We start from the raw sequence: 19,758 nt of genomic DNA on the forward strand, positions 1-19,758 counted from the left end.
GAAGCATTTATACGCACAGCTCATGCAATTATTATCTTTCCAGGTGGTGCGGGCACTGCCGAAGAACTATTGTACTTACTAGGGATTTTATTGCATCCAGATAACGAAAAGCAGTGTTTGCCCGTTATTTTAACAGGGCCAAAACAAAGTAAAGATTACTTTGAAAAACTGTGTGAATTTATTGAAATGACACTCGGCAAAGAAGCGTTAGACAAATTTGAAGTGATTATTGATGATCCGAGTCTAGTAGGTCAAAAGCTAAAATCTAAAATGGCCAATGTACGCGAGTATAGAAAAAGTGAAGGCGATGCGTATTACTTTAATTGGACGCTTAAAATTGATAACGAATTTCAGCAGCCTTTTGCACCCACACATGAAAATATGGCAAGCTTAGACCTACATTTGGATCAACCAAAACAACGGCTTGCAGCAAACTTACGACGCGCGTTTTCAGGTATTGTTGCGGGTAATGTTAAAGATGAGGGTGTTCGAGCAATCAAAGAACATGGACCTTACACTCTCAGCGGTGAGCCTGCCTTAATGAAAGATATGGACGTACTTTTACAGGCTTTTGTTGATCAGGGTCGTATGAAACTCCCTGGTAGTAAGTATATTCCGTGTTACAAAATAAAAGCATGAGTCGTACAGTTTGAAACCCCATTTATTATTAATTGATGCGCTTAATTTAATTAGGCGCATTTACGCAGTTGACGCAAATCAAAAACATATCAACGAAAAGCAATTGGTGCTTACTTGCAGCGAGCGTGTAGCTCAAGCATGCAAAAAAATGCTTCGCATAACGGATGCAACACATGCTATTGCGATATTTGATGGGGATAAAAGTTGGCGTTATCACTTTTATGAACATTATAAACACTCCAGAGCCCCAATGCCTGAAACGCTAAAAAGTGCGTTGCATCATTTTAAATCAGCAATAGAGGAAACCGGCATTGTTGTTTTTGAACCAATAAATGATGAAGCTGACGATATTATTGCCACCCTTGCTTGCAAAGCTGCTGATAATAAAATCACGAGTACTATCGTATCCACTGACAAGGGATTTTTACCGTATTTAAACAGTGAAATACATATTTACGATTACTTTAAAAGGCAGCATTTAGATGAACCTGCAATACATGAACGCTTTGGGGTAGATAAGAATAGACTCGTCGACTTTTGGGCGCTTGCAGGCGATAAAACTAATGATATACCTGGTGTTAAAGGCGTTGGTATAAAATCAGCTCAACAGCTTGTTAATAATTACACCTCTATAAATGAAGCATTGAGTGATGAATTACTTAATTCAGGACTACGCAAAAAACTTGAAACCAATATGGATATGTACGTTATCTCCAAACAATTGGTTAGTTTAAGAACAGATATAAATTTAGGGTTTAGTTTAAAGCAGCTCAGGCTTAATTAGTCGCAAGTAAATAGCGTGTATTTATAGCAAAACGTATACTAATACCCGTGGTAGTATTTAAGGTAAATAGTGTTGAAAAAGTTTATACGGTATTTAATTTTAGGGTTGGGGCTATATGCGCTCATTGCAACTTTGGTGATTGCTTTTTACAAAGACGATCCTCAAGCTATGATTTGGCAAGATCGAGAGTCATTTAACAAGCGCTACATTGAAAAACTTTCGCTAGATTCTCAAACTACACTCAATACCGTACTTGATTATCTTGGTAGCCCAGACCTGACATTTGCTAAGCGCGATAACGAACAAGTATTGCAGATTATTTTTTATCGTACTCAGCATATTACGTCAGACGGAATAACGACAATGGATGAATGCACAGGTTTATTATTTAAAAATGGCCAGCTCATTTTATGGGGACCAAGTGCGTACAGTAAATATCAGGAAGAAGTTAGGTGAAGGCATAATGGATGAGCCACTTGCGAATCGTTTAAAGCAACTGCACGAAAATACGCAGCGTTTTTTAACAGGCTATAATAACAAAGAGCATTGGCAAGCTTTATATCCTATGGCTTGTAAATTAGCTGAACAGTATAGAATCTTATACGAACACTGCCCTAATGCACTGTTGTCTAAATTAACGTTATTTAATCCTCAATACAGCTATTCGACTAATTTAGTTATAAGCCAATGTGTAATTACCGCCGGCTTATGCGCTAGCCAAAATTACGATAAAAAACTTACCGAACTTTATATTAGCGCTGCGCTTGTGGAGCATATATGTGTTTGTTCGCAGTTAAATAAGCTAGCTGAACAGTCTAAATTTAGTGCCAATGATAAAAAAATTTGGCAGCTTCGCCACCAATTTGCAGCAAAAATAATGTTGAGCTGCGGCAATAGCGCAGCCCCTATTACACATATACTCGCTAAACTAAATAAATATAAGCAAGCCCTTGTAAACACGCCTAAAACAATGCTTTACGATGGTGGAATTACGCTTGTTGCATTAGCTAATATAATAGCAATGAATATAACTCATACCCCTGCTAAAAAGCACATAAGTTTTTATCAAGCTTTGGCCGACTTATATTTGCGCACGCCAAATCTGTATGCACAACATTTGGTTAAGTCTTACGTGGCCGACGTGGGACCCTTTTTAGCTGGTAGCCGAGTTATATATCAAGATCAAAGTATGGTTTATTTAGCGACCGACAAACAAAACCGACACATTTTAGTTAACTCAGAAAATAAACAGAAATTAGCTTGGTATAGAATAAAAGCGTCACTAAAAGACAATCCCAAACAATGGAAGTGTGCAGATAAAAAGCTTATATACAGTGTATGGAACAGTGAACATATTACTATTAACGAGCCAAGCAGTTTAGATAAACCAAGGCAACTAATTGAGTTAATTAGTCAAATTAAAGTTAACCAAGAATATAGTTTTAAAGGTTTGAATAAAATAATGGGTCATCACCCTGAGATTATTGCGCGAGTATGTGAAGCCGTAAAACCTTATAATAAAGAACATCAAGCAGCTAAAGATCTCCGCCATAGCTTGTCGATGGTTGGATACAATAATGCACCTGCGATTATTCAGCGCGTTGTATTTGAACAATTGGTGAATTCAACACCTCACCCACTACAAAGGTTTATAGTTAATCGATTAGACAGCTTAGTAAAAATAATGGCTTTATTGGTAGCACCCAATAAGCAGTATCAATTTGAGCACATAACTTTACCTCTGTATGCATATACTCATTTTATGTTAACCCAATGCAGTAGTCGCTTGACACGAAAAGTAGCTATCGATGAAGTGCCTAACAAAACGCTAAGTGCACCATTTAGTGCATTTTTTGGTGTAGAAAGTATTAAAAATGAACACATCGAATCATTGTTTTCACAATTGCTGAGCGATAACCCTTGGGCAAACACATTGTTACAGGCAGAGCACACAGCAAAAAAACAGCTAACAAATAAACATAAGCTATGGGTCGCTTTAAAAGTAATTGCGCAACAGGTTTTCAAACCAGAACTAAAATTAACCCCATGGCAACAGCAAACTCTTAGTGAACAACTAAAATTAAATGGCTGGAATGAAGAGCGCACTTTTTACGACCAATTAGGAAATCTACAAATATATAACAATATTTAGTTCGGTTATTACCATTATAAATACAGGTTATACCCATTATTTATTCTATAAACTGGCAAAATAAGCGGTAAATTGGTATAAATGCGCCCTTAAAATTTTCAACCATTCACATAAATGACCTAACAAGCAGCTACTCTCTCAGAGTAGCTATTTATGTGCACATCAAACTCTTTAAAGGAAAAGATAATGGCCAAACAAACCATCACAGTGATCAAAGGCGACGGCATCGGTCCTAGCATCATCGACTCAGCACTTGAAATACTAAAAGCCGCAGGATGCGATTTTGATTATGAATTTGTTGATGCTGGCCTAGCCGCTCTAGAAAAAACAGGTGAGTTACTTCCACAAGAGACAATTGATACAATTGCTAAAAACAAAATCACACTTAAAGGCCCGTTAACTACCCCTGTAGGTGAAGGTTTTACGTCTATTAACGTAACACTGCGCAAGCAATTTGGCTTATACGCTAACGTACGTCCAGTAAAATCATTTGTAGGCACTAAAGCACGTTACGATGATATTGATATCATCACTATTCGCGAAAATACACAAGGTATGTACTCAGGTGCTGGCCAAGTAGTTAGCGAAGACGGCAATGAAGCAGAAGCAAAGTCTGTAATAACGCGTGAAGGCGCTGAAAAAATCGTAACATTTGCTTATGAGCTTGCGGTACGAGAAGGCCGTAAAAAAGTAACAGCGGTTCACAAAGCGAACATTTTAAAATCTACTTCTGGCTTATTTTTAAAAGTAGCTCGTGAAGTAGCTGAGCGTTACCCACAAATTGAATCAACAGAGATGATTGTTGATGCAACGTGTATGAAACTTGTAATGACACCAGAAGAGTTTGACGTTGTTGTAACGACTAACTTATTTGGTGATATTTTATCAGACCTATGTGCTGGCTTAGTAGGCGGTTTAGGTATGGCACCAGGTGCAAACATTGGTGAAGATGCTGCAATTTTTGAAGCTGTGCACGGTAGCGCACCAGATATCGCGGGTAAAAACCTAGCAAACCCTACCTCAGTAATTTTAGCGTCTATTCAAATGCTAGAGCACTTAAACATGGGTGACACAGCTGAACGTATTCGCAGCGCTGTTGCTGATGTAATTAAATCAGGTGACCGTACTACACGTGATTTAGGTGGCAGCCACGGAACAACTGATTTCACACAGTCAGTGATCGACCACCTGTAATTTAATAAAACGTTCAAAAAAGCCAGCATTTTTGCTGGCTTTTTTATGCCATTTAAGGGCGTTTAAATCTAATTGAAATTAACAACATAAAAATTAATAACCCGCCAAGCGCCCCTCCACTAGAGCTTGAACCGCTATTAGTTTGAGATTGTGCTACCGTTACGGATAAGTCATCACTAATAACCTCTCCCGTAATTGTGTCTGTTATAGTTAAAGTAACAGAATAACTGCCAGCATTTTGATACGTATGACCTGGGTTTTGAACTTGAGAAAGCTCACTGCCGTCACCAAAATCCCAACTATATGTATAATTTTTAAACCCACCTAACACATCAGTGTTAAATTGGACCGTTAAATTATTTGTTGAAAAACTGGTATTAACTGCGAGTGGAACATTGACGTTTACATTAACGTTTTGAGATACCGACATTCCTTGGTCGTCAGTCACTGTTAGCGACAATAAATAATCACCCGAGTGTAAATAGTCATATGAAATGGCTTGTGATGCTAGCGAACTGCCATCGCCTAAATTCCACAAATAACTGTATGGTGCTAACCCTCCTGCAACTTCAGCTTTTGCCGTTAGTAGCCCTTGTGTTATTTCGTAATCAATTTCAGTGATACTCAGGGGTGCGGCAATAATGACTGTTGTTGTTGCTACCTGCTCTTCTTCACCGTTGCTTGCCGTAAATGTTACATCATAGCGTCCGTAACTCTCAAAAACGTGCGAAGGGGATAACTCAGAACTTGTTCTGCCGTCACCAAAATCCCAAGTAAACGTATCAGATGGCGAAATCGTCAATCCATCAACTGTAAAATCTGCTGTGAAATCTGAGAGTGAGTAACTAATGCCATTTGATGGCTCGTAAATTAATAATATTTCTATGCTTTGATTATCGTTTTCTTGGTTTGTGAGCGTAAAACCAAAGCCAACTTGTGGTAATTTAACACCCGATTCAGCTTGTTCTGCAAAGCGATAGTCCATCTCGTCACTAAAAGAGCTGATAGCAGATAAATCTTCATCTCCTAGCCCTGCTCGTTGAGCATAAAGGCTAAATGCGGCATCTCTTATTTGAATAGCGGTATTTGCTGGTGATTGCGTGCTTCCTTTATTGATAGCACGCTGATCTGCGTCAACAACCAATGCAAAACCGCTACCGGGGTGCTCAGTTGTATTGTTATCAGTGTGCGACTCATCGCTGTACCACAGTAATAACCCCGGCGAGTAACCCTCTTTTTGTAATCCACTATCTATACCCGAATAGTCACGCAGCTGCAGGTAATAGTATGATGGCATAGCAAATACATAACTCCCTACTTTTGCAAACCCGGATAAGGTCGTATTACTTTGAGTTTCTGCGTTATTTTGCCAAATTAATGAACCATTTTTCTCAATGCGCATATCGTCAATAACAAAACCATAATAATGCGTATTAGCGTCTGTTAAGTATTGTACTTGTAGCTCTATTGTTTGCCCTGCATAAGCAGATAAATCAAATTGATGCGTTAAGTATCCGTTAGGAAGTTGTGCATCAGGATTTAAAAATGAATCACCTGTAATATAAGGACCAATATTGCCATAGAAAGGGTTAGTAGGTTGCGTATAGTTACCCGCGATTGGCACACCATTAACCTTTATTTGAACTAAGTCATAATCTTGCTCAATGCTATAAAAAGCAACAAAGCTCAGCATAAGCGATTCTGTCGTGCTTGGTAAATTAATGGTGTTCACTAAACGAGTATTAAGATTATCGCCGGTATTTGAATAATATTGAAAAACGCCTTCTACTGGCGTTTTAAATTTTTCAAGCCTTGGTGGCAATGTGACCTTTACTTGGCTTTGTGATTTAGACGTACTTGATGCGTTATTAATCACTTGCACTGGGGTCGTAACAACCTCATCCATATCAAGGCTAAGCTGGTTTACCCAATTACCTTGGTAGCGTGTTTGAAGATATTCTAGCGCATATGGGCTAAACATTACTGGCTCAGACCCGCGTGGTGAACCCGCCCACGTACCTGACGACATAACCGACCATGAGGCTACAGGCTCACCTACCGTATTAGACTGTAAATCGTATTCATCTTTTAAACCTAAATCGTGCCCAAACTCATGAACAACAACACCGATGGCGGCATCAATAGGGTTTATTGTGTAACCAAATAGCTTTATATCACTCCCAACAACTTCAGTTGGTTGGCTATTTTCGTCTAAAACATAATAACGATGTGACCAAATTGCATCTGTTGATAAATAACCCCCGCCCGACTCCTCACCAATACTAGAATGAAAAATCATAACATGATCGATTATCCCATTTGGTTCGTCGGTAATACCATCACCGTCTATGTCATCAAGATCAGTTAAGTCATAATCAGCCAAATTAATATTAAATTGTGCAACCGCTTTTTCAACAGCTTCTTTTACAAGGCTCGGCGCATTTTTATCTCGGGTAGAGCCTAAACGTTCACCATAAAATTTAGCGTTATTATTTGCAGTTACCCACCCGTAAACTTGCCCTTCAAAATTAAGGCTGTTGCCAGAAGCCGCTTTATAATAATCGGCCGCCGATAAAAGAACCTGTCCGTCAGGGCCTTCATAGCCGTTAGTGTTAAACAGCATCTGCTGGTAATGATCTGGGGAGTAGTCGGTATAAAACATATCAGTGTCTTGGGGAGTTAACTGGTTTTCGTCGTGCTTTAAATCAGGAAAATCAACTAAAATAGTTAATACTTTAACTGTATTGACTCGATCATCTGGGGTTAACTCCGATGAAAAACTAGATTGTTGACTAGGTAAGAGCCCCTTTTGTATTGGGTTATATGTCGATAAACGAGATAGCTGGCTAAACCCATTTTTTAACGCTACTTGCACAGGTGATTTGTTATTGATGTATTCATTGTAAGACGCTTCTAACTCATCGGAAGTTAAGTCTTCTTTTTTATTAAGCCAATACAAAATTCGTTCTTTGTTGGTCACACCTACATCGTGCGGAGTAGATGTTTTAGCTACAGTTATAGTGCTAAACAACGTAGTAATAAGAGTAAGTAACGCTATTTTGTTCACTGTATATTCCTCAAACAATTTGTTAAGCACATCATACCTAATAACAACTATTTAAACATGTTATAAACCAGCTTAAAGTATACGTAAGCAATCTAAAATTGCTCAATACTAAAACAACAGCAAACAAAGCAAAAACAAGTGCACTGCATATTATCTCCCTAAAAACTTCAAATTAAACGCACAAAAAGCAACAAACCACTAAAAAACAATAAAAAACGAATTTAAAATGCAAAAAACAACATTCAAGGTTGACATAAACACTTAAAACACTTAAAAATAAACCCATATAAAATTTCACATCAAAGCAGTGTTTTGCTGAGTAGAGTAAATAACTATGAAAACACAATTTAACCTTCTAGTCGTTCTCGTACTGGTCTTAGTAATAAGCCCAGCGGGGATGTATTAAAAGGTAATACTGCTTTTTAAAAACCCCCGCACCACGCGGGGGTTTTTTTATGCACAAAAAAAGCGCAGAGGAATGAGGATGAGCAAACAAGAGTATAATGGCTCTGAACTAGTCGTTCAGGCATTAAAAGAATTAAAGGTAAAATATATATTTGGCTACCCAGGTGGCTCAGTATTAGATTTATACGATGCACTTTTTCAACAAAATGATATTGAACACATCTTAGTTAGGCATGAACAAGCAGCAACACACATGGCTGACGGTTATGCACGTGCTACTGGTGAGGTCGGTGTTGTTCTTGCTACTTCAGGCCCTGGTGCTACAAATTGTATAACCGGTATTGCAACTGCGTACATGGACTCTATTCCGATGGTTGTATTATCTGGGCAGGTACCTACTAGTCTAATTGGTGACGACGCCTTCCAAGAAACAGACATAGTTGGTTGCTCTCGACCAATTGTAAAACACAGCTTTAACTGCAGAAGTGCACAAGAAATACCTGCAATATTGGCAAAAGCTTTTTATATTGCAAGCACTGGTCGCCCTGGGCCTGTTGTTGTTGAGCTACCAAAAGACATGCTTAACCCTGCTGTCAAATTTGAATACGACTTCCCTGCAACGACTGAACTTCGAACTTACAGCCCAAATACCAAAGGCCATTCAAAACAAATTAGAAAAGCAGTGGCCGCTATATTGGAAGCTAAAAAGCTAGTTATATATTCTGGGGGTGGCATTATCATTTCAAACACCTCAGAGCAATTAACACGCTTAGTAGAATCATTGAATGCACCTATTACCAACACTTTAATGGGTCTGGGTGGTATTTCAGGGGTTCACCCTAACTTTATCGGTATGCTTGGGATGCACGGCACGCTAGAGGCCAACAAAGCTATGGCAAATGCCGACGTTATATTGGCATTAGGCGCTCGCTTTGATGATCGGGTTACAAATAACGTTAAAAAGTTTTGCCCTAATGCAACGATTGTCCATGTAGATGTAGACCCCACCTCTATTTCTAAAACCATTAAAGCGCATATACCTGTTGTAGGTTGTTTAGACACTGTACTTAAACAACTTCAAGATGGAATAGACAAAAGTACAATTCAAATAGATCGCAGTGCACAAGAAGATTGGTGGCGACAAATTATTAGCTGGCGTGAACAAAAATGTTTGGGTTACAAACAAAGCCCTTCAGAAAAAATAAAGCCTCAAGCTGTTATTGAAGCGCTTTATAAAGCAACAGACGGCGAAGCCTACATCAGCTCTGATGTAGGGCAGCATCAAATGTTTGCAGCACAGTATTACCCATTTAAATACCCTCGCCAATGGATCAATTCAGGCGGATTAGGCACTATGGGCTTTGGTTTACCGGCTGCCATGGGCGTTAAGCTCGCATTTCCTGATAAAGAGTCGGTGTGCGTAACTGGCGATGGTTCTATTCAAATGAACATTCAAGAGCTTTCTACGTGTTTGCAGTACAACTTAGCCGTTAAAGTCGTCTCTCTTAACAACCGCTCATTAGGAATGGTACGCCAATGGCAAGATATGGTGTACGGCGGTCGTCATTCATCATCTTACATGGACTCACTACCTGACTTTATAAAATTAGTTGAAAGCTATGGCCACGTTGGTATTCAGGTAAACACACTTGACGAGCTTCAACCCGCGATTGACAAAGCAATGAGCATAACGGATCGTCTAGTATTTTTAGACATACTTGTCGACGAAAAAGAACATGTGTACCCAATGCAAATTAAATTAGGTGGCATTGACGAAATGTGGTTACGTAAAGGAGTTAAAGCATAATGCGTCGTATTTTATCAATATTATTAGAAAACGAACCCGGTGCACTATCTCGTATTGTTGGACTATTTTCACAACGAGCATACAACATTGACAGCCTAACGGTAGGTACTACTGACGATCAGTCTTTATCGCGTATTACCATAACAACAATGGGTGATGACCGAATTGTTGAACAAATTACCAAGCAAGTGAACAAGCTAGTTGATGTATTAAAAATTATTGATTTAACAGAAATGAGCCACATTGAACGAGAACTACTCCTTGTAAAAGTATTTGCACAAGACGAAACAACGCGTGCCGCAGTTACTCGTGTAGTAGATGTGTTTAAAGGTGATATTTTAGATATGGGCCGTCAGAGTTACAGCTTACAACTTGTGAGCAGCACAGACAAAATAGAATCATTTTTAGATACGCTACGCCATGAAACAGATATCATAGAAGTTGTACGTTCAGGTGCAGTTGGAATTGGTAGAGGCGATAAAGCCTTAAAAGCATAACTTTTCAAATACTGAGCCGTTACATTACGGCTTTTTCAACACAAAAAAAAGGGCTTATTAGCCCTTTTTCAATTAATTTGTAAAACCAATTATAGGTTTACTTGGTCTTTAAGACCTTTACCTGCTTTAAAGCTTGGGATAGTTGCCGCTGCGATTTGGATCTCAGCACCCGTTTGAGGGTTACGGCCTGTGCGTGCAGCACGTTCTTTAACTGAGAAAGTACCAAAACCAACTAATGCTACTGAATCACCTTCTTTAAGTGCAGAAGTTACAGCGCCAGTAAATGCGTCAAGAGCACGTGTAGCTGCGGCTTTAGAAATTTCCGCGTCAGTAGCAATTTTTTCAACTAATTGAGCTTTATTCATTGTTAGATTCCTATTCGTTATTATTTTGCCTTCGCAAAACCTATCTTTATGTATTTTTTAAAAGTTAGCAACAGCAAATTGCAATTTTTAGTTAAAATCTTATAAAACACATAAAATTATATTAATTTCCGCTAAAATACAGCATCTTGTGTTAACAAAGATTTAATTTTTGTACAATTTTGGTGCATGTTAATCAGCATATAAAAACTATATTTTTTCGATAACTAAGGTCACTTCCCCGACCTCGACACCAAACTTAACAATAGATGTGCGGTTAATCAAGCGCGATTGTGTTACCAAGTACATCCAATCATCAAAATTAACTTCTAAAGTGCTTCCGTCATAAGGGAGTTCTACGTTGTAGTTCCAATGAAATACACTGCCATCACTTTTACCTTGTGCAACGCCAAGAACGTCTGCAGCAGTCCCTGTAAGGGTGTTATCGTCATTAAGGGTTATTTTCCAGATGCGTTTTTGTGTTTCACCATCATCATACACAAAGTCTTCTTCTATGACGCCCTGGTTGCCTTCCCACGTAGCGTTCATATCAACGACTAACTTACGGGTTAACTCACCTTTAAAGTCTTGCACTACGCCATATGCTTTTAATTTGCCGCTAAAGAAGGTTTTAAAGTCAAAATTGGGAGTTGTTTTACTGTAGTGTTCTACATTAGGGGCTGAGCAACTAACCAAAAGAAGTGCAAATACACACACAAAAATCGTTTTTAACGCGTTATTAATAATCATTATAATTTCCTAATAGTTTTTTTCTTAAAGCTGGCTCTGACGTATTTTTACCTAACCAAATAGCTAAAAAGTCACTTGAAAACGCAACATCATCAATTACGCCAACCTCGCTATCGTTATGCAAAAAAGTACTTTTGCCTTCTTTATCAGTTATCAGCGTTAACGAATCACCTTTACCTATGTTTGGCCAAATAGACAAAAGCACCTCATCGTACTTGCCGACTAGATTTTTTTTTCCTATGTGATCCCACTGCTCATTGGTTGCTTTAACTATATCTTTGGCGTCGAAATCACGTAAATAGGTCAGCTTAAATTTGACAGGGTGTTCACCCAAAGCATAATCGCCAGAAGGGGTATATAAGGTGGCGTCGTAAACATCCCAAAACAAGTATTCCATTCTACCCTCGCCCACTTTGCTAAATTCAACATTAGCAAAGGCAGAAGTAGACAATAAAAGACATAAAACAGTTATGGTTATGATTGATTTCACAATTAAAGTCCTTCTTTTAATAACAAATAAAAGGGTAAGCTAATTTTGACTTGCTAAAATAATCGACTTAATTTTTTGGTTTATAAATACAATAAACGTAAAGGCTGCCGACCAAATAACACCGTAGGCTACCCAAAACTGCCATAGCGGTAAGCCTAAATTAATTACGTTAAAACGCGCACCCGCCCAGTAGCTAGCTGGCGCGAAAATAAAGCAAACAACAAATACCTGCCAGAGTCTTAATCGACTTAAGAAATGCATCGATGTATTTAATGAAAGGATCAAGGCGGCCCATAGAAGTACCAGCCACATAGGAAAAGGATCAACTTTAAATGAAAGTAGACCAAACTCCACGGCTATGTACTCAAGTAACAAAGCAATAGGAAGCGCTTTTAGTAGCAATAATGCATCTTGTTTTTTTTGCTTTGACAAATAAAACATTAAGCCAATGATGACAGCGCTAAATAAAAGTGATTGTCCTTCAAGCAGTAATGATAAAAACCACACTGCTTGAAACAAGACAAAATTAATAAGCGAGTGCAATTTCATCTACATTGCTGCTAAAGCGAGGTTTGCGCGCCATTAAATGTACAGTACTGGTTGCACGCGTTCTAAATGCACCTTCACAGTACGCAAAATAAAACAACCACAACCTGTAAAAACGGTCATCAAATTTTGTTCGGTCTAGGTCAGGCCAACTTTTGATAAAGCGTTCACGCCAGTCAGCTAAGGTTCGTGCGTAATGCGTTCCAATATCACTAACAGTATGGATAACCATATCGGTGTTATTTTTGATTTGCTCACTCATTTCGTTTAATGAGGGTAAACACCCACCAGGGAAAATATACTGTTGAATAAAATCTGAATTTTTAAGGTAGTGCTTGTATCGCTGATCGCTTATGGTGATTGCTTGTATCAACATTGCGCCATCGTCTTTGAGTAGCGAACCGCACTGGGTAAAAAAGCTAGGTAAATATTCGTGGCCAACCGCTTCAATCATTTCAATCGAAACGAGTTTGTCGTATTTGCCCGTGAGTAGTCTGTAATCAAGCTTAAGAAGCGTAATTTTATTCTCTAAGCCTAACTCTTTAATTTTTTCTGCAACAAAGTCATGTTGCTCATCAGATATTGTAGTAGTCGTCACGTGGCAGTCGTAATGTGTTGCTGCGTAAATGGCAAATGCGCCCCATCCAGTGCCAATTTCTATAACGGAATCGCCAGGTTGCAATTCTACCTGTTCACATATGCGCTTTAATTTGTACTGCTGCGCGTCTTCTAGACTGGCATCTTTTGATGGATAAACAGCACACGAGTAAAGCATTTCTTTACTCAAAAACGATTCGTATAAATCGTTACCTAGATCATAGTGAGCAACTATATTTTTTTTAGAGCCTGACTCAGAATTTTTATTTTTTAAATGAGTTAGTCTGTGGGCAATGTTGCTGAAAAACGCGAATTTTTTCTCAAACTCGTCTAACTGTTTTTCATTTATAGCAAATAACTCAATTAGTCGGGTTAGATTGTCACAACTCCATTGACCTAAAATGTAAGACTCGCCTGCACCAACACTTCCAGATAATGCAAACGCCTTGTACATCGCTTTGTCGTGAATTGTTACCGTAACTTTTAAGTCGGATGATGCATCTCCAAAAACAAGCTGCAGATCTTCATCAATAACGGTGATTTGGCCTGTTTCTATTGAAGAAAAAGCTTTAAATACTAATTTTTTATAAAGCCCTGTAAACCAGCCTGTGTTTTGTTCGCAATTTAAGCTAGACACTTTTTCCATTAGAACACCTATATTATTTTTATTACTGCTTGTATGTAATTTGTGACGTTTAAGAATGACCTAAAAAAGGCACTCTTTTTATAAACAGCTTCAACGCTTGGTAATAAATACCTTTAAATATTGTCCACGTCATTGCTGGGAATCGCTTTAACAACTGACTCATTTCTTTTTCAGTCAGTTCTTTGCGGGTTAATCGAAGAGTAGCATCAAATAGCAATTCTCCGTCCCGTTTATTTTCAATATGAATCAATGTTTTATCTTGGGTTAACCTAATTGTCCAATGATAGTTCATATCGAGGTTCATAAAAGGTGATACGGAAAATACTTTTTTAAAGTTCACTTTTTTTTCTAGTGGTATCAAGTAGTAGTGTCGCTCATTCCATGGCGTATTACTAACTTCAGCCACCATGTACTTAAATTCACTGTCGCTATGACCATAAAAGAAGAAATTTACTGGGCTAAAGTAAATACCAAAGCAACGGAGCTGTCCTAGCATGTATACATGGTTAAAAGTCTCAGTTACACCAAGCGATAATAACTGATGATTTGCACGTTCAATGATTGACGCATCATTATTGTGGGGCTTATTAACAAAATAGTCTGATTCATTGAATTTTAATGCTTTTGAACCAGACGTACCTAACCATTTATGCTTATTGTTCAATTGCTCTGGGTTGTTGAGATCAACCCACATCATATAAAGTGGGTTACTAAAATGATGAGTCTTAACAGCAAAACGGCGATGCTTAACATCGCCTAGATAAACAGCACTAGTCAAATTCAACCCCTAACTGCCTTGCTACATCTACACCACTGCGTACACCATCTTCATGAAAGCCGTTGTACCAATAGGCTCCGCAAAAGTAACTATTATTTTGACCATCGATCGTTTGTTTGAGCCCTTGCGCAGCAATAGACTCTTTGTTGAAAACAGGGTGATGATAAGTGAATTCACGCAATATTTTGCTTTTATCTATCCCTTCAAGATGGTTTAACGTAACGCAAAACTGCGTGTCTGATTGAATACCTTGCAATATATTCATCTGGTAGGTAACAACAGCTGCTTTGTCGGTATTGTTATTTAATAAATAATTCCAACTAGCCCAAGCGGCTTTTCTGTCAGGTAGTAAATTTGTATCTGTATGAAGTACTACTGAATTTTCAGTATAAGGAATTGCGCCAAGTACTGATTTTTCTTGGCTTGTTGCATCACCAAGTAATTTGAGTGCTTGGTCAGAGTGGCACGCAAAAATAACTTTATCAAAAACGTGCTGCTCACCATTAGCAAACTCAATGGTTACATCGTCATTTACACGTGTTACCGATTTAATATCAGTGTTAAGCTTTATTCTGTCAGCAAACCCTTTAATTAATGGATTTATGTATTCACGTGAACCACCAGGTACAACATACCATTGCGGCCTATTTGTGATATCTAAAAGGCCATGATTAAAGAAAAACTTTACAAAAAACTCTACGCCGACGTTTTCCATTTCTTTAATACTAGTAGACCAAATAGCTGCGCCCATAGGTAAAATATAATGATATTTAAAAAAGTCGTTAAACTGATTTTCTTTAAGTAGCTGACCGAGTGTTTGCGATTGCTGATATTCGCCTTTTTCGTGTATGGCTTTACATAGTTTGTTAAATTTAACTATGTCAGATAACAAGCGCCAAAATTTAGGCCTAAAAATATTTCTTCTTTGTGCAAATAAACTGGTGAAGGTATGGCCATTGTACTCAAAGCCTGTTGCCTCATTATGAACACTGAAACTCATTTGGGTCTCTTGCTTTTTTATACCAATACGCGCAAGTAACTTTTCAAAATAAGGGTAAGTTCGGTTATTAAAAACAATAAATCCGGTATCCACGGCGTAATTAACGCCCTTAACATCTACGTCAACAGTCGCAGTGTGCCCGCCAATGTAATCGTTTTTTTCAAATAAAGTGACATCGTAGTGTTTGTGAAGCAAATGCCCACATGTTAAACCTGATACACCAGTTCCTATTATTGCTATTTTTTTCAACGGGTTAATCCTTTTGCTATTTTAAGCCAAAGCGGTAAAGGCAATATCCGCAATGCTTTTAATATAAGCGTAAAGCGATACGGAAAGTGTACCTCTTTACGTCGTTTGTTTATTCCTTTGATCATATAATCTGCCGCTTCTTCAGCGGTCACTGCCATAGGCATGGGAAAATCATTTTTTTCAGTCAGAGGAGTTTTTACAAACCCTGGGTGAACTAACGTGACATCCACATCCATCAAATCAACGGCTAGGCTTTTAGCTAAATAACTTACGCCCGCTTTAGACGCCCCATAAGCCTCGGAGCGTGGTAACGGTAAGTATGTAACGCTTGAACTAACAATAACTAATTGACCGCCACTTTTAACTTTAGGGAGTAATGCTTCTAAGCAGTAACCAACCGACAGTAAATTTGCATTAATTACGCGCTCAAACAAAGCGCTGTCAAAGTTTTTTGCGTCGTCTATGTATTCACAATTGCCCGCATTAAGAATTACTCGGTCAAAGTGTGGGTATCCAATGGTTGCTTCTTTAATATCTTTTAGGCTTGTTGCATCAAACTTACAACTTTCTATGTTGTTATGTTTTGAAAGCTCAGCTAGCTTTTCCGTATTACGTCCACATGCAATAACCGTGTCGCCCATTTGTGCATATTTAATAGCTAGTTGTTCGCCAATGCCTGACGTTGCGCCTGTAATTAAGGTAACCATAATTAGCCCGCCCTCTTATCAATGTAACTAACTACACTACCTAGAATTGGAATATGCTTGTAAAGTAGTTCGCCAACGTTGAAATAATCACGATGCTTAACAATTTTATCATTATCAAAAGTTAGTTTACTGTGCCCCTGCACAGATATGGTTTTACCAGAAGCCAGTTTGGGATGTGAATAATGCATTGTCCAATAAACAAATGCATTGTTGTTGATACCAAACGAATCCGTTATATCAAATTGACAATGCTTAACATTGCTATATAAATTTGCAAAATAGTCACGCAAACTTTCAATACCGTTAATTTCGTGCATCGGATCAATAAATTGAATATTGTCGGCATAAATGTCACTTAATAAGTCCAAATTAGAGCTATTAAGTTGCTGGTAAATATCAACAAATTTATCTACTGGTAACTGGTTATCCATATCATACCTTAAATGCAGCGAGCGCACGTTCACGTGCAGCTTTGTGGTCAACAATTGCTGGCCAGTAACATTCACTTCCCTTGCCCGTTGCAGCTAAGTAGGTGTGCGGAAAATGAATGTGTTTATCTGGCACATTTTCAAGCTCAGGCAAATACTTACGTATAAACTTACCTGTTGGATCAAAGCGCTCACTTTGGGTAATAGGGTTGAAAATCCTAAAATAAGGTTGTGCATCACATCCTGTGCTTGCAGCCCACTGCCAGCCACCATTGTTAGAAGCTAAATCGCCATCAATTAGGTGCTGCATAAAAAAGCGCTCACCTTCACGCCAGTCAATTAATAGGTGTTTAGTTAAAAAACTGGCCACTACCATTCTTAAACGGTTATGCATCCATCCAGTTTGCTTAAGCTGTAACATAGCTGCGTCTACGAGTGGGTAACCAGTTCGACCTTCGCACCACGCATTAAATTCTTTTTCACTTTTTCGCCATTTAACAGGATTGTATTTCTCGTTAAAGTTTTCACCACGAGAGAGCTTCGGGTACTCTGCAATAAGATGCCTGTAAAACTCTCGCCAAATAAGCTCGTTAACCCATGTGAATGTTTTACTTTTTGATGTAGTCAGAATGTCGGGGTAACGTTGCTGTATATTAATTAGCAACTGCTTTGGGCTAATAATGCCCAGCGCTAAATACGGGCTCAAACCCGATGTACCTTTAATACTGGGGATATCACGCTGATCGTCGTAGCTTGTTAACTTATCGCAAATAAAATTATCAACTACACTCAAAAGTGTTTCATCATCAACAGGCCATTTATCCGAACTACAATCGCTTTCAAGATGCTGGCTTTTTTCAATTTTTATAGGGTTTTGTTCTAGTGGCCATTGCGCCAAGCTAAAGTGAGTATCTTGATACTGTTTTAACCATGCGCGTTTAAATGGTGTGAATACTTTATACATTTCATTACTTTGGTTTTTAACGCTACCAACAGGCGCAATTAAATCTCCTTCGTATAATGTAAAAGTAATGGAACGTTTGTCACATTGTGCCAAAACCGCCTTGTCTCGATTTACTTCGTTAAGCTCATATTCTGTATTAGCAATAATATGCTGAATATCATGAGTTTCACAAAACGAAAGTAGCTCAGATTCACAATCACTAAAGTTAGGAGCGTTTATTACATTAAGCGTGATGCCGAAATTGGCAAGTTGCTCTTGCAAATAAGTTACACGTCGCTTTAGTAAATCAATTTGTATTGGCGCTGCTTGGTGCTGTTGCCACTGCTTTTCGCAAACAAAAAAAATGGCGTGTTTAGCGCCATTATTTAGCGCTTCTATTAACGCTTCATTCGAAAAAAGGCGCAAATCGCGCCTAAACCAAAATAATGTATTCATTAAATACCAAATCGTAGTTTTAAATCATGAGGATAGGGATTAAAAAACACCTGTTTTTCTAGGTACTCTTTAGGGTGAACTTTTAGATGGTGCTTAAGTAAAGTAAGAGGCACATAAAGCGGCACTAAACCAGAGCGATACTCGTCTATTGCTTCACGTAGTTCTTGCTTTTCAACCTTAGCGAGGTCTTTTTTAAAGTAACCTTGTAAATGCATTAACGTATTACAGTTATTACGACGAGATGCAGGTTTTTTAAGCCCTGTCATTAAACCTAAAATGTATTCATCAGCCAATGCGTTTATATCATCACCAGCGTAGGTTCCAAGTAACTTGCCAAGCTCTCGGTAAGCTTGGTAATTGTGTGCCATTAATAAATACTTATGCTTAGCATGAAATTGCGTTAAGTGGTGAACACTTAGTGGCTCTTTTACAAGCTGCTGCCAGCTGTTTAAAACGTACACGCGCATTACAAAATTCTCACGCAGGTGTATATCGTTTAACCTACCATTTTCCTCGCAAGGCAAAAGTGGATTATGCTTCATAATTTGTTCTGCAAAGAAACCAACGCCCTCTGAGGTATTACCCGTCCCAGCCTCGTTGTATATTTTTATACGCTCCATGCCACAACTTGGGCTTTTGGCACAAAATACAAAACCACTCAACTCTTTAGCTTGCTCAGTAGCAACCTTTTTACCGTACTCGGTTAACTGCGGTCCAACGTCACCAGAGCCATCAGGACGGCAAACTTTAATTGTGTCGCCAACTCGAACTTGGCGAATTGTAGGCCGAGGTATTGGTAAGCCAACCGCAACCTCAGGACAAAAGCGTGTATATTCAACATGCTTTGCGAGTTCGTCCATACAAAAGTTTGACCTTTTGTGACCTGTATCAAATCTAACTTTCTCGCCTGCTAAGCAGGCGCTTATACCTATTTTTATTGTAGTTTTTTGCATGTAATCTCTTAGTAGATTAAATTACCAATTGGATTTAGTAATTTACTTAGCCCTTTATTAAAATGTAGCGCACTGCTCACAACTGTAAAGCATAAACACCCATCTTTTGTTATTGGCGTGTGTTGATGACGACCATCTTGCCAAATAAAGTCACCTGGCACGTAGTGTCCGTCTTCATCACAAAACTCACCGTCAAGTAATAGGGTTATTTCAAAACCTGTGTGCGTATGTTCAGGAATTTCACCGCCCGCATCTATGTGCAGTAAACTTGAACGTAATGCACCATCATCTAGTGCTACACGTGAACG

General features: G+C 38.5%; 20 protein-coding genes. 7 read left to right on the top strand and 13 right to left on the bottom strand.

Features of this window, described 5'->3' with window-relative positions:
* The 5 genes from BCG07_RS05865 to BCG07_RS05885 form a co-directional block, all read left to right on the top strand.
* A partial coding sequence (locus BCG07_RS05865) for a pyrimidine/purine nucleotide monophosphate nucleosidase domain-containing protein (RefSeq protein WP_286889241.1) occupies positions 1 to 639 on the top strand: 639 nt, incomplete at its 5' end.
* A 10-nt stretch (positions 640 to 649) separates the two neighbouring features.
* Positions 650 to 1,423, top strand: a complete 774-nt coding sequence (gene xni / locus BCG07_RS05870) for a flap endonuclease Xni (RefSeq protein ID WP_286889242.1) — start codon at positions 650 to 652, stop codon at positions 1,421 to 1,423.
* Between the two features lie 69 nt (positions 1,424 to 1,492).
* Positions 1,493 to 1,879: a DUF3192 domain-containing protein gene (locus BCG07_RS05875; protein WP_033019488.1), complete on the top strand. Its 387-nt coding sequence runs from the start codon at positions 1,493 to 1,495 to the stop codon at positions 1,877 to 1,879.
* A 7-nt stretch (positions 1,880 to 1,886) separates the two neighbouring features.
* Positions 1,887 to 3,575, top strand: a complete 1,689-nt coding sequence (locus BCG07_RS05880; RefSeq protein WP_286889259.1) for a hypothetical protein — start codon at positions 1,887 to 1,889, stop codon at positions 3,573 to 3,575.
* 186 nt (positions 3,576 to 3,761) lie between these two features.
* Complete coding sequence (locus BCG07_RS05885; protein ID WP_286889245.1) at positions 3,762 to 4,769, top strand: isocitrate dehydrogenase; 1,008 nt, start codon at positions 3,762 to 3,764, stop codon at positions 4,767 to 4,769.
* Between the two features lie 52 nt (positions 4,770 to 4,821).
* Here BCG07_RS05885 and BCG07_RS05890 read toward each other — a convergent pair whose 3' ends face one another.
* Positions 4,822 to 7,836 carry an immune inhibitor A domain-containing protein gene (locus BCG07_RS05890; RefSeq protein WP_286889247.1) on the bottom strand — a complete coding sequence of 1,005 codons (3,015 nt, stop codon included), beginning with the start codon at positions 7,834 to 7,836 and terminating at the stop codon, positions 4,822 to 4,824.
* 484 nt (positions 7,837 to 8,320) lie between these two features.
* Between BCG07_RS05890 and BCG07_RS05895 the strand changes: the two genes are divergently transcribed.
* Together BCG07_RS05895 and ilvN are read left to right on the top strand one after the other, a co-directional pair.
* Positions 8,321 to 10,048: an acetolactate synthase 3 large subunit gene (locus BCG07_RS05895; protein WP_008129190.1), complete on the top strand. Its 1,728-nt coding sequence runs from the start codon at positions 8,321 to 8,323 to the stop codon at positions 10,046 to 10,048.
* The gene (gene ilvN / locus BCG07_RS05900) at positions 10,048 to 10,545 is read left to right on the top strand and encodes an acetolactate synthase small subunit (protein WP_006793425.1); all 498 of its coding nucleotides are present in this window, start codon (positions 10,048 to 10,050) and stop codon (positions 10,543 to 10,545) included. Before BCG07_RS05895 ends, ilvN begins: the two co-directional genes overlap by 1 nt.
* A gap of 89 nt (positions 10,546 to 10,634) precedes the next feature.
* On the opposite strand, the gene BCG07_RS05905 is transcribed toward ilvN, so the two are convergent.
* The 12 genes from BCG07_RS05905 to BCG07_RS05960 form a co-directional block, all read right to left on the bottom strand.
* The gene (locus BCG07_RS05905; protein WP_006793424.1) at positions 10,635 to 10,910 is read right to left on the bottom strand and encodes an HU family DNA-binding protein; all 276 of its coding nucleotides are present in this window, start codon (positions 10,908 to 10,910) and stop codon (positions 10,635 to 10,637) included.
* Between the two features lie 207 nt (positions 10,911 to 11,117).
* Complete coding sequence (locus tag BCG07_RS05910) at positions 11,118 to 11,657, bottom strand: DUF3833 domain-containing protein (protein ID WP_058429236.1); 540 nt, start codon at positions 11,655 to 11,657, stop codon at positions 11,118 to 11,120.
* A complete protein-coding gene (locus BCG07_RS05915) occupies positions 11,647 to 12,138 on the bottom strand; it encodes a chalcone isomerase family protein (protein ID WP_375277606.1) in 492 nt (163 codons plus the stop codon). Before BCG07_RS05915 ends, BCG07_RS05910 begins: the two co-directional genes overlap by 11 nt.
* 48 nt (positions 12,139 to 12,186) lie before the next feature.
* A complete protein-coding gene (locus tag BCG07_RS05920) occupies positions 12,187 to 12,696 on the bottom strand; it encodes a DUF2878 domain-containing protein (RefSeq protein ID WP_286889252.1) in 510 nt (169 codons plus the stop codon).
* Positions 12,674 to 13,936, bottom strand: a complete 1,263-nt coding sequence (locus BCG07_RS05925; RefSeq protein WP_039037395.1) for an SAM-dependent methyltransferase — start codon at positions 13,934 to 13,936, stop codon at positions 12,674 to 12,676. Before BCG07_RS05925 ends, BCG07_RS05920 begins: the two co-directional genes overlap by 23 nt.
* A 49-nt stretch (positions 13,937 to 13,985) precedes the next feature.
* Entirely contained in the window at positions 13,986 to 14,714 is a 729-nt protein-coding gene (locus tag BCG07_RS05930; protein ID WP_008129195.1) for a DUF1365 domain-containing protein, read from the bottom strand.
* A complete protein-coding gene (locus BCG07_RS05935; RefSeq protein WP_138739699.1) occupies positions 14,707 to 15,963 on the bottom strand; it encodes an NAD(P)/FAD-dependent oxidoreductase in 1,257 nt (418 codons plus the stop codon). Before BCG07_RS05935 ends, BCG07_RS05930 begins: the two co-directional genes overlap by 8 nt.
* Positions 15,960 to 16,670, bottom strand: coding sequence for an SDR family NAD(P)-dependent oxidoreductase (locus BCG07_RS05940; protein WP_008129197.1), 711 nt, complete (start codon positions 16,668 to 16,670; stop codon positions 15,960 to 15,962). The genes BCG07_RS05935 and BCG07_RS05940 overlap by 4 nt, the downstream gene beginning before the upstream one ends.
* 2 nt (positions 16,671 to 16,672) lie before the next feature.
* Positions 16,673 to 17,101, bottom strand: a complete 429-nt coding sequence (locus tag BCG07_RS05945) for a nuclear transport factor 2 family protein (protein ID WP_138739698.1) — start codon at positions 17,099 to 17,101, stop codon at positions 16,673 to 16,675.
* 1 nt (position 17,102) lies between these two features.
* Positions 17,103 to 18,497, bottom strand: a complete 1,395-nt coding sequence (gene phrB, locus BCG07_RS05950) for a deoxyribodipyrimidine photo-lyase (RefSeq protein WP_138739697.1) — start codon at positions 18,495 to 18,497, stop codon at positions 17,103 to 17,105.
* Positions 18,497 to 19,450, bottom strand: coding sequence for a YbgA family protein (locus BCG07_RS05955; protein WP_010556229.1), 954 nt, complete (start codon positions 19,448 to 19,450; stop codon positions 18,497 to 18,499). Before BCG07_RS05955 ends, phrB begins: the two co-directional genes overlap by 1 nt.
* 8 nt (positions 19,451 to 19,458) lie before the next feature.
* On the bottom strand, positions 19,459 to 19,758 hold a 300-nt coding region (locus BCG07_RS05960; protein ID WP_286889257.1), incomplete at its 5' end, for a cupin domain-containing protein.

Source organism: Pseudoalteromonas sp. ESRF-bin5 (genome assembly GCF_002632075.1).
Lineage (GTDB): Bacteria > Pseudomonadota > Gammaproteobacteria > Enterobacterales > Alteromonadaceae > Pseudoalteromonas > Pseudoalteromonas marina.

Bases quoted from the DNA above. Each gene is read 5' to 3' on its own strand.
- BCG07_RS05895 (WP_008129190.1), top strand. From the start codon at position 8,321: ATGAGCAAACAAGAGTATAATGGCTCTGAACTAGTCGTTCAGGCATTA.
- BCG07_RS05945 (WP_138739698.1), bottom strand. From the start codon at position 17,101: ATGGATAACCAGTTACCAGTAGATAAATTTGTTGATATTTACCAGCAA.
- BCG07_RS05940 (WP_008129197.1), bottom strand. From the start codon at position 16,670: ATGGTTACCTTAATTACAGGCGCAACGTCAGGCATTGGCGAACAACTA.
- BCG07_RS05925 (WP_039037395.1), bottom strand. From the start codon at position 13,936: ATGGAAAAAGTGTCTAGCTTAAATTGCGAACAAAACACAGGCTGGTTT.
- BCG07_RS05905 (WP_006793424.1), bottom strand. From the start codon at position 10,910: ATGAATAAAGCTCAATTAGTTGAAAAAATTGCTACTGACGCGGAAATT.
- ilvN (WP_006793425.1), top strand. From the start codon at position 10,048: ATGCGTCGTATTTTATCAATATTATTAGAAAACGAACCCGGTGCACTA.
- BCG07_RS05910 (WP_058429236.1), bottom strand. From the start codon at position 11,657: ATGATTATTAATAACGCGTTAAAAACGATTTTTGTGTGTGTATTTGCA.
- BCG07_RS05955 (WP_010556229.1), bottom strand. From the start codon at position 19,450: ATGCAAAAAACTACAATAAAAATAGGTATAAGCGCCTGCTTAGCAGGC.
- BCG07_RS05885 (WP_286889245.1), top strand. From the start codon at position 3,762: ATGGCCAAACAAACCATCACAGTGATCAAAGGCGACGGCATCGGTCCT.
- BCG07_RS05880 (WP_286889259.1), top strand. From the start codon at position 1,887: ATGGATGAGCCACTTGCGAATCGTTTAAAGCAACTGCACGAAAATACG.
- phrB (WP_138739697.1), bottom strand. From the start codon at position 18,497: ATGAATACATTATTTTGGTTTAGGCGCGATTTGCGCCTTTTTTCGAAT.
- BCG07_RS05920 (WP_286889252.1), bottom strand. From the start codon at position 12,696: ATGAAATTGCACTCGCTTATTAATTTTGTCTTGTTTCAAGCAGTGTGG.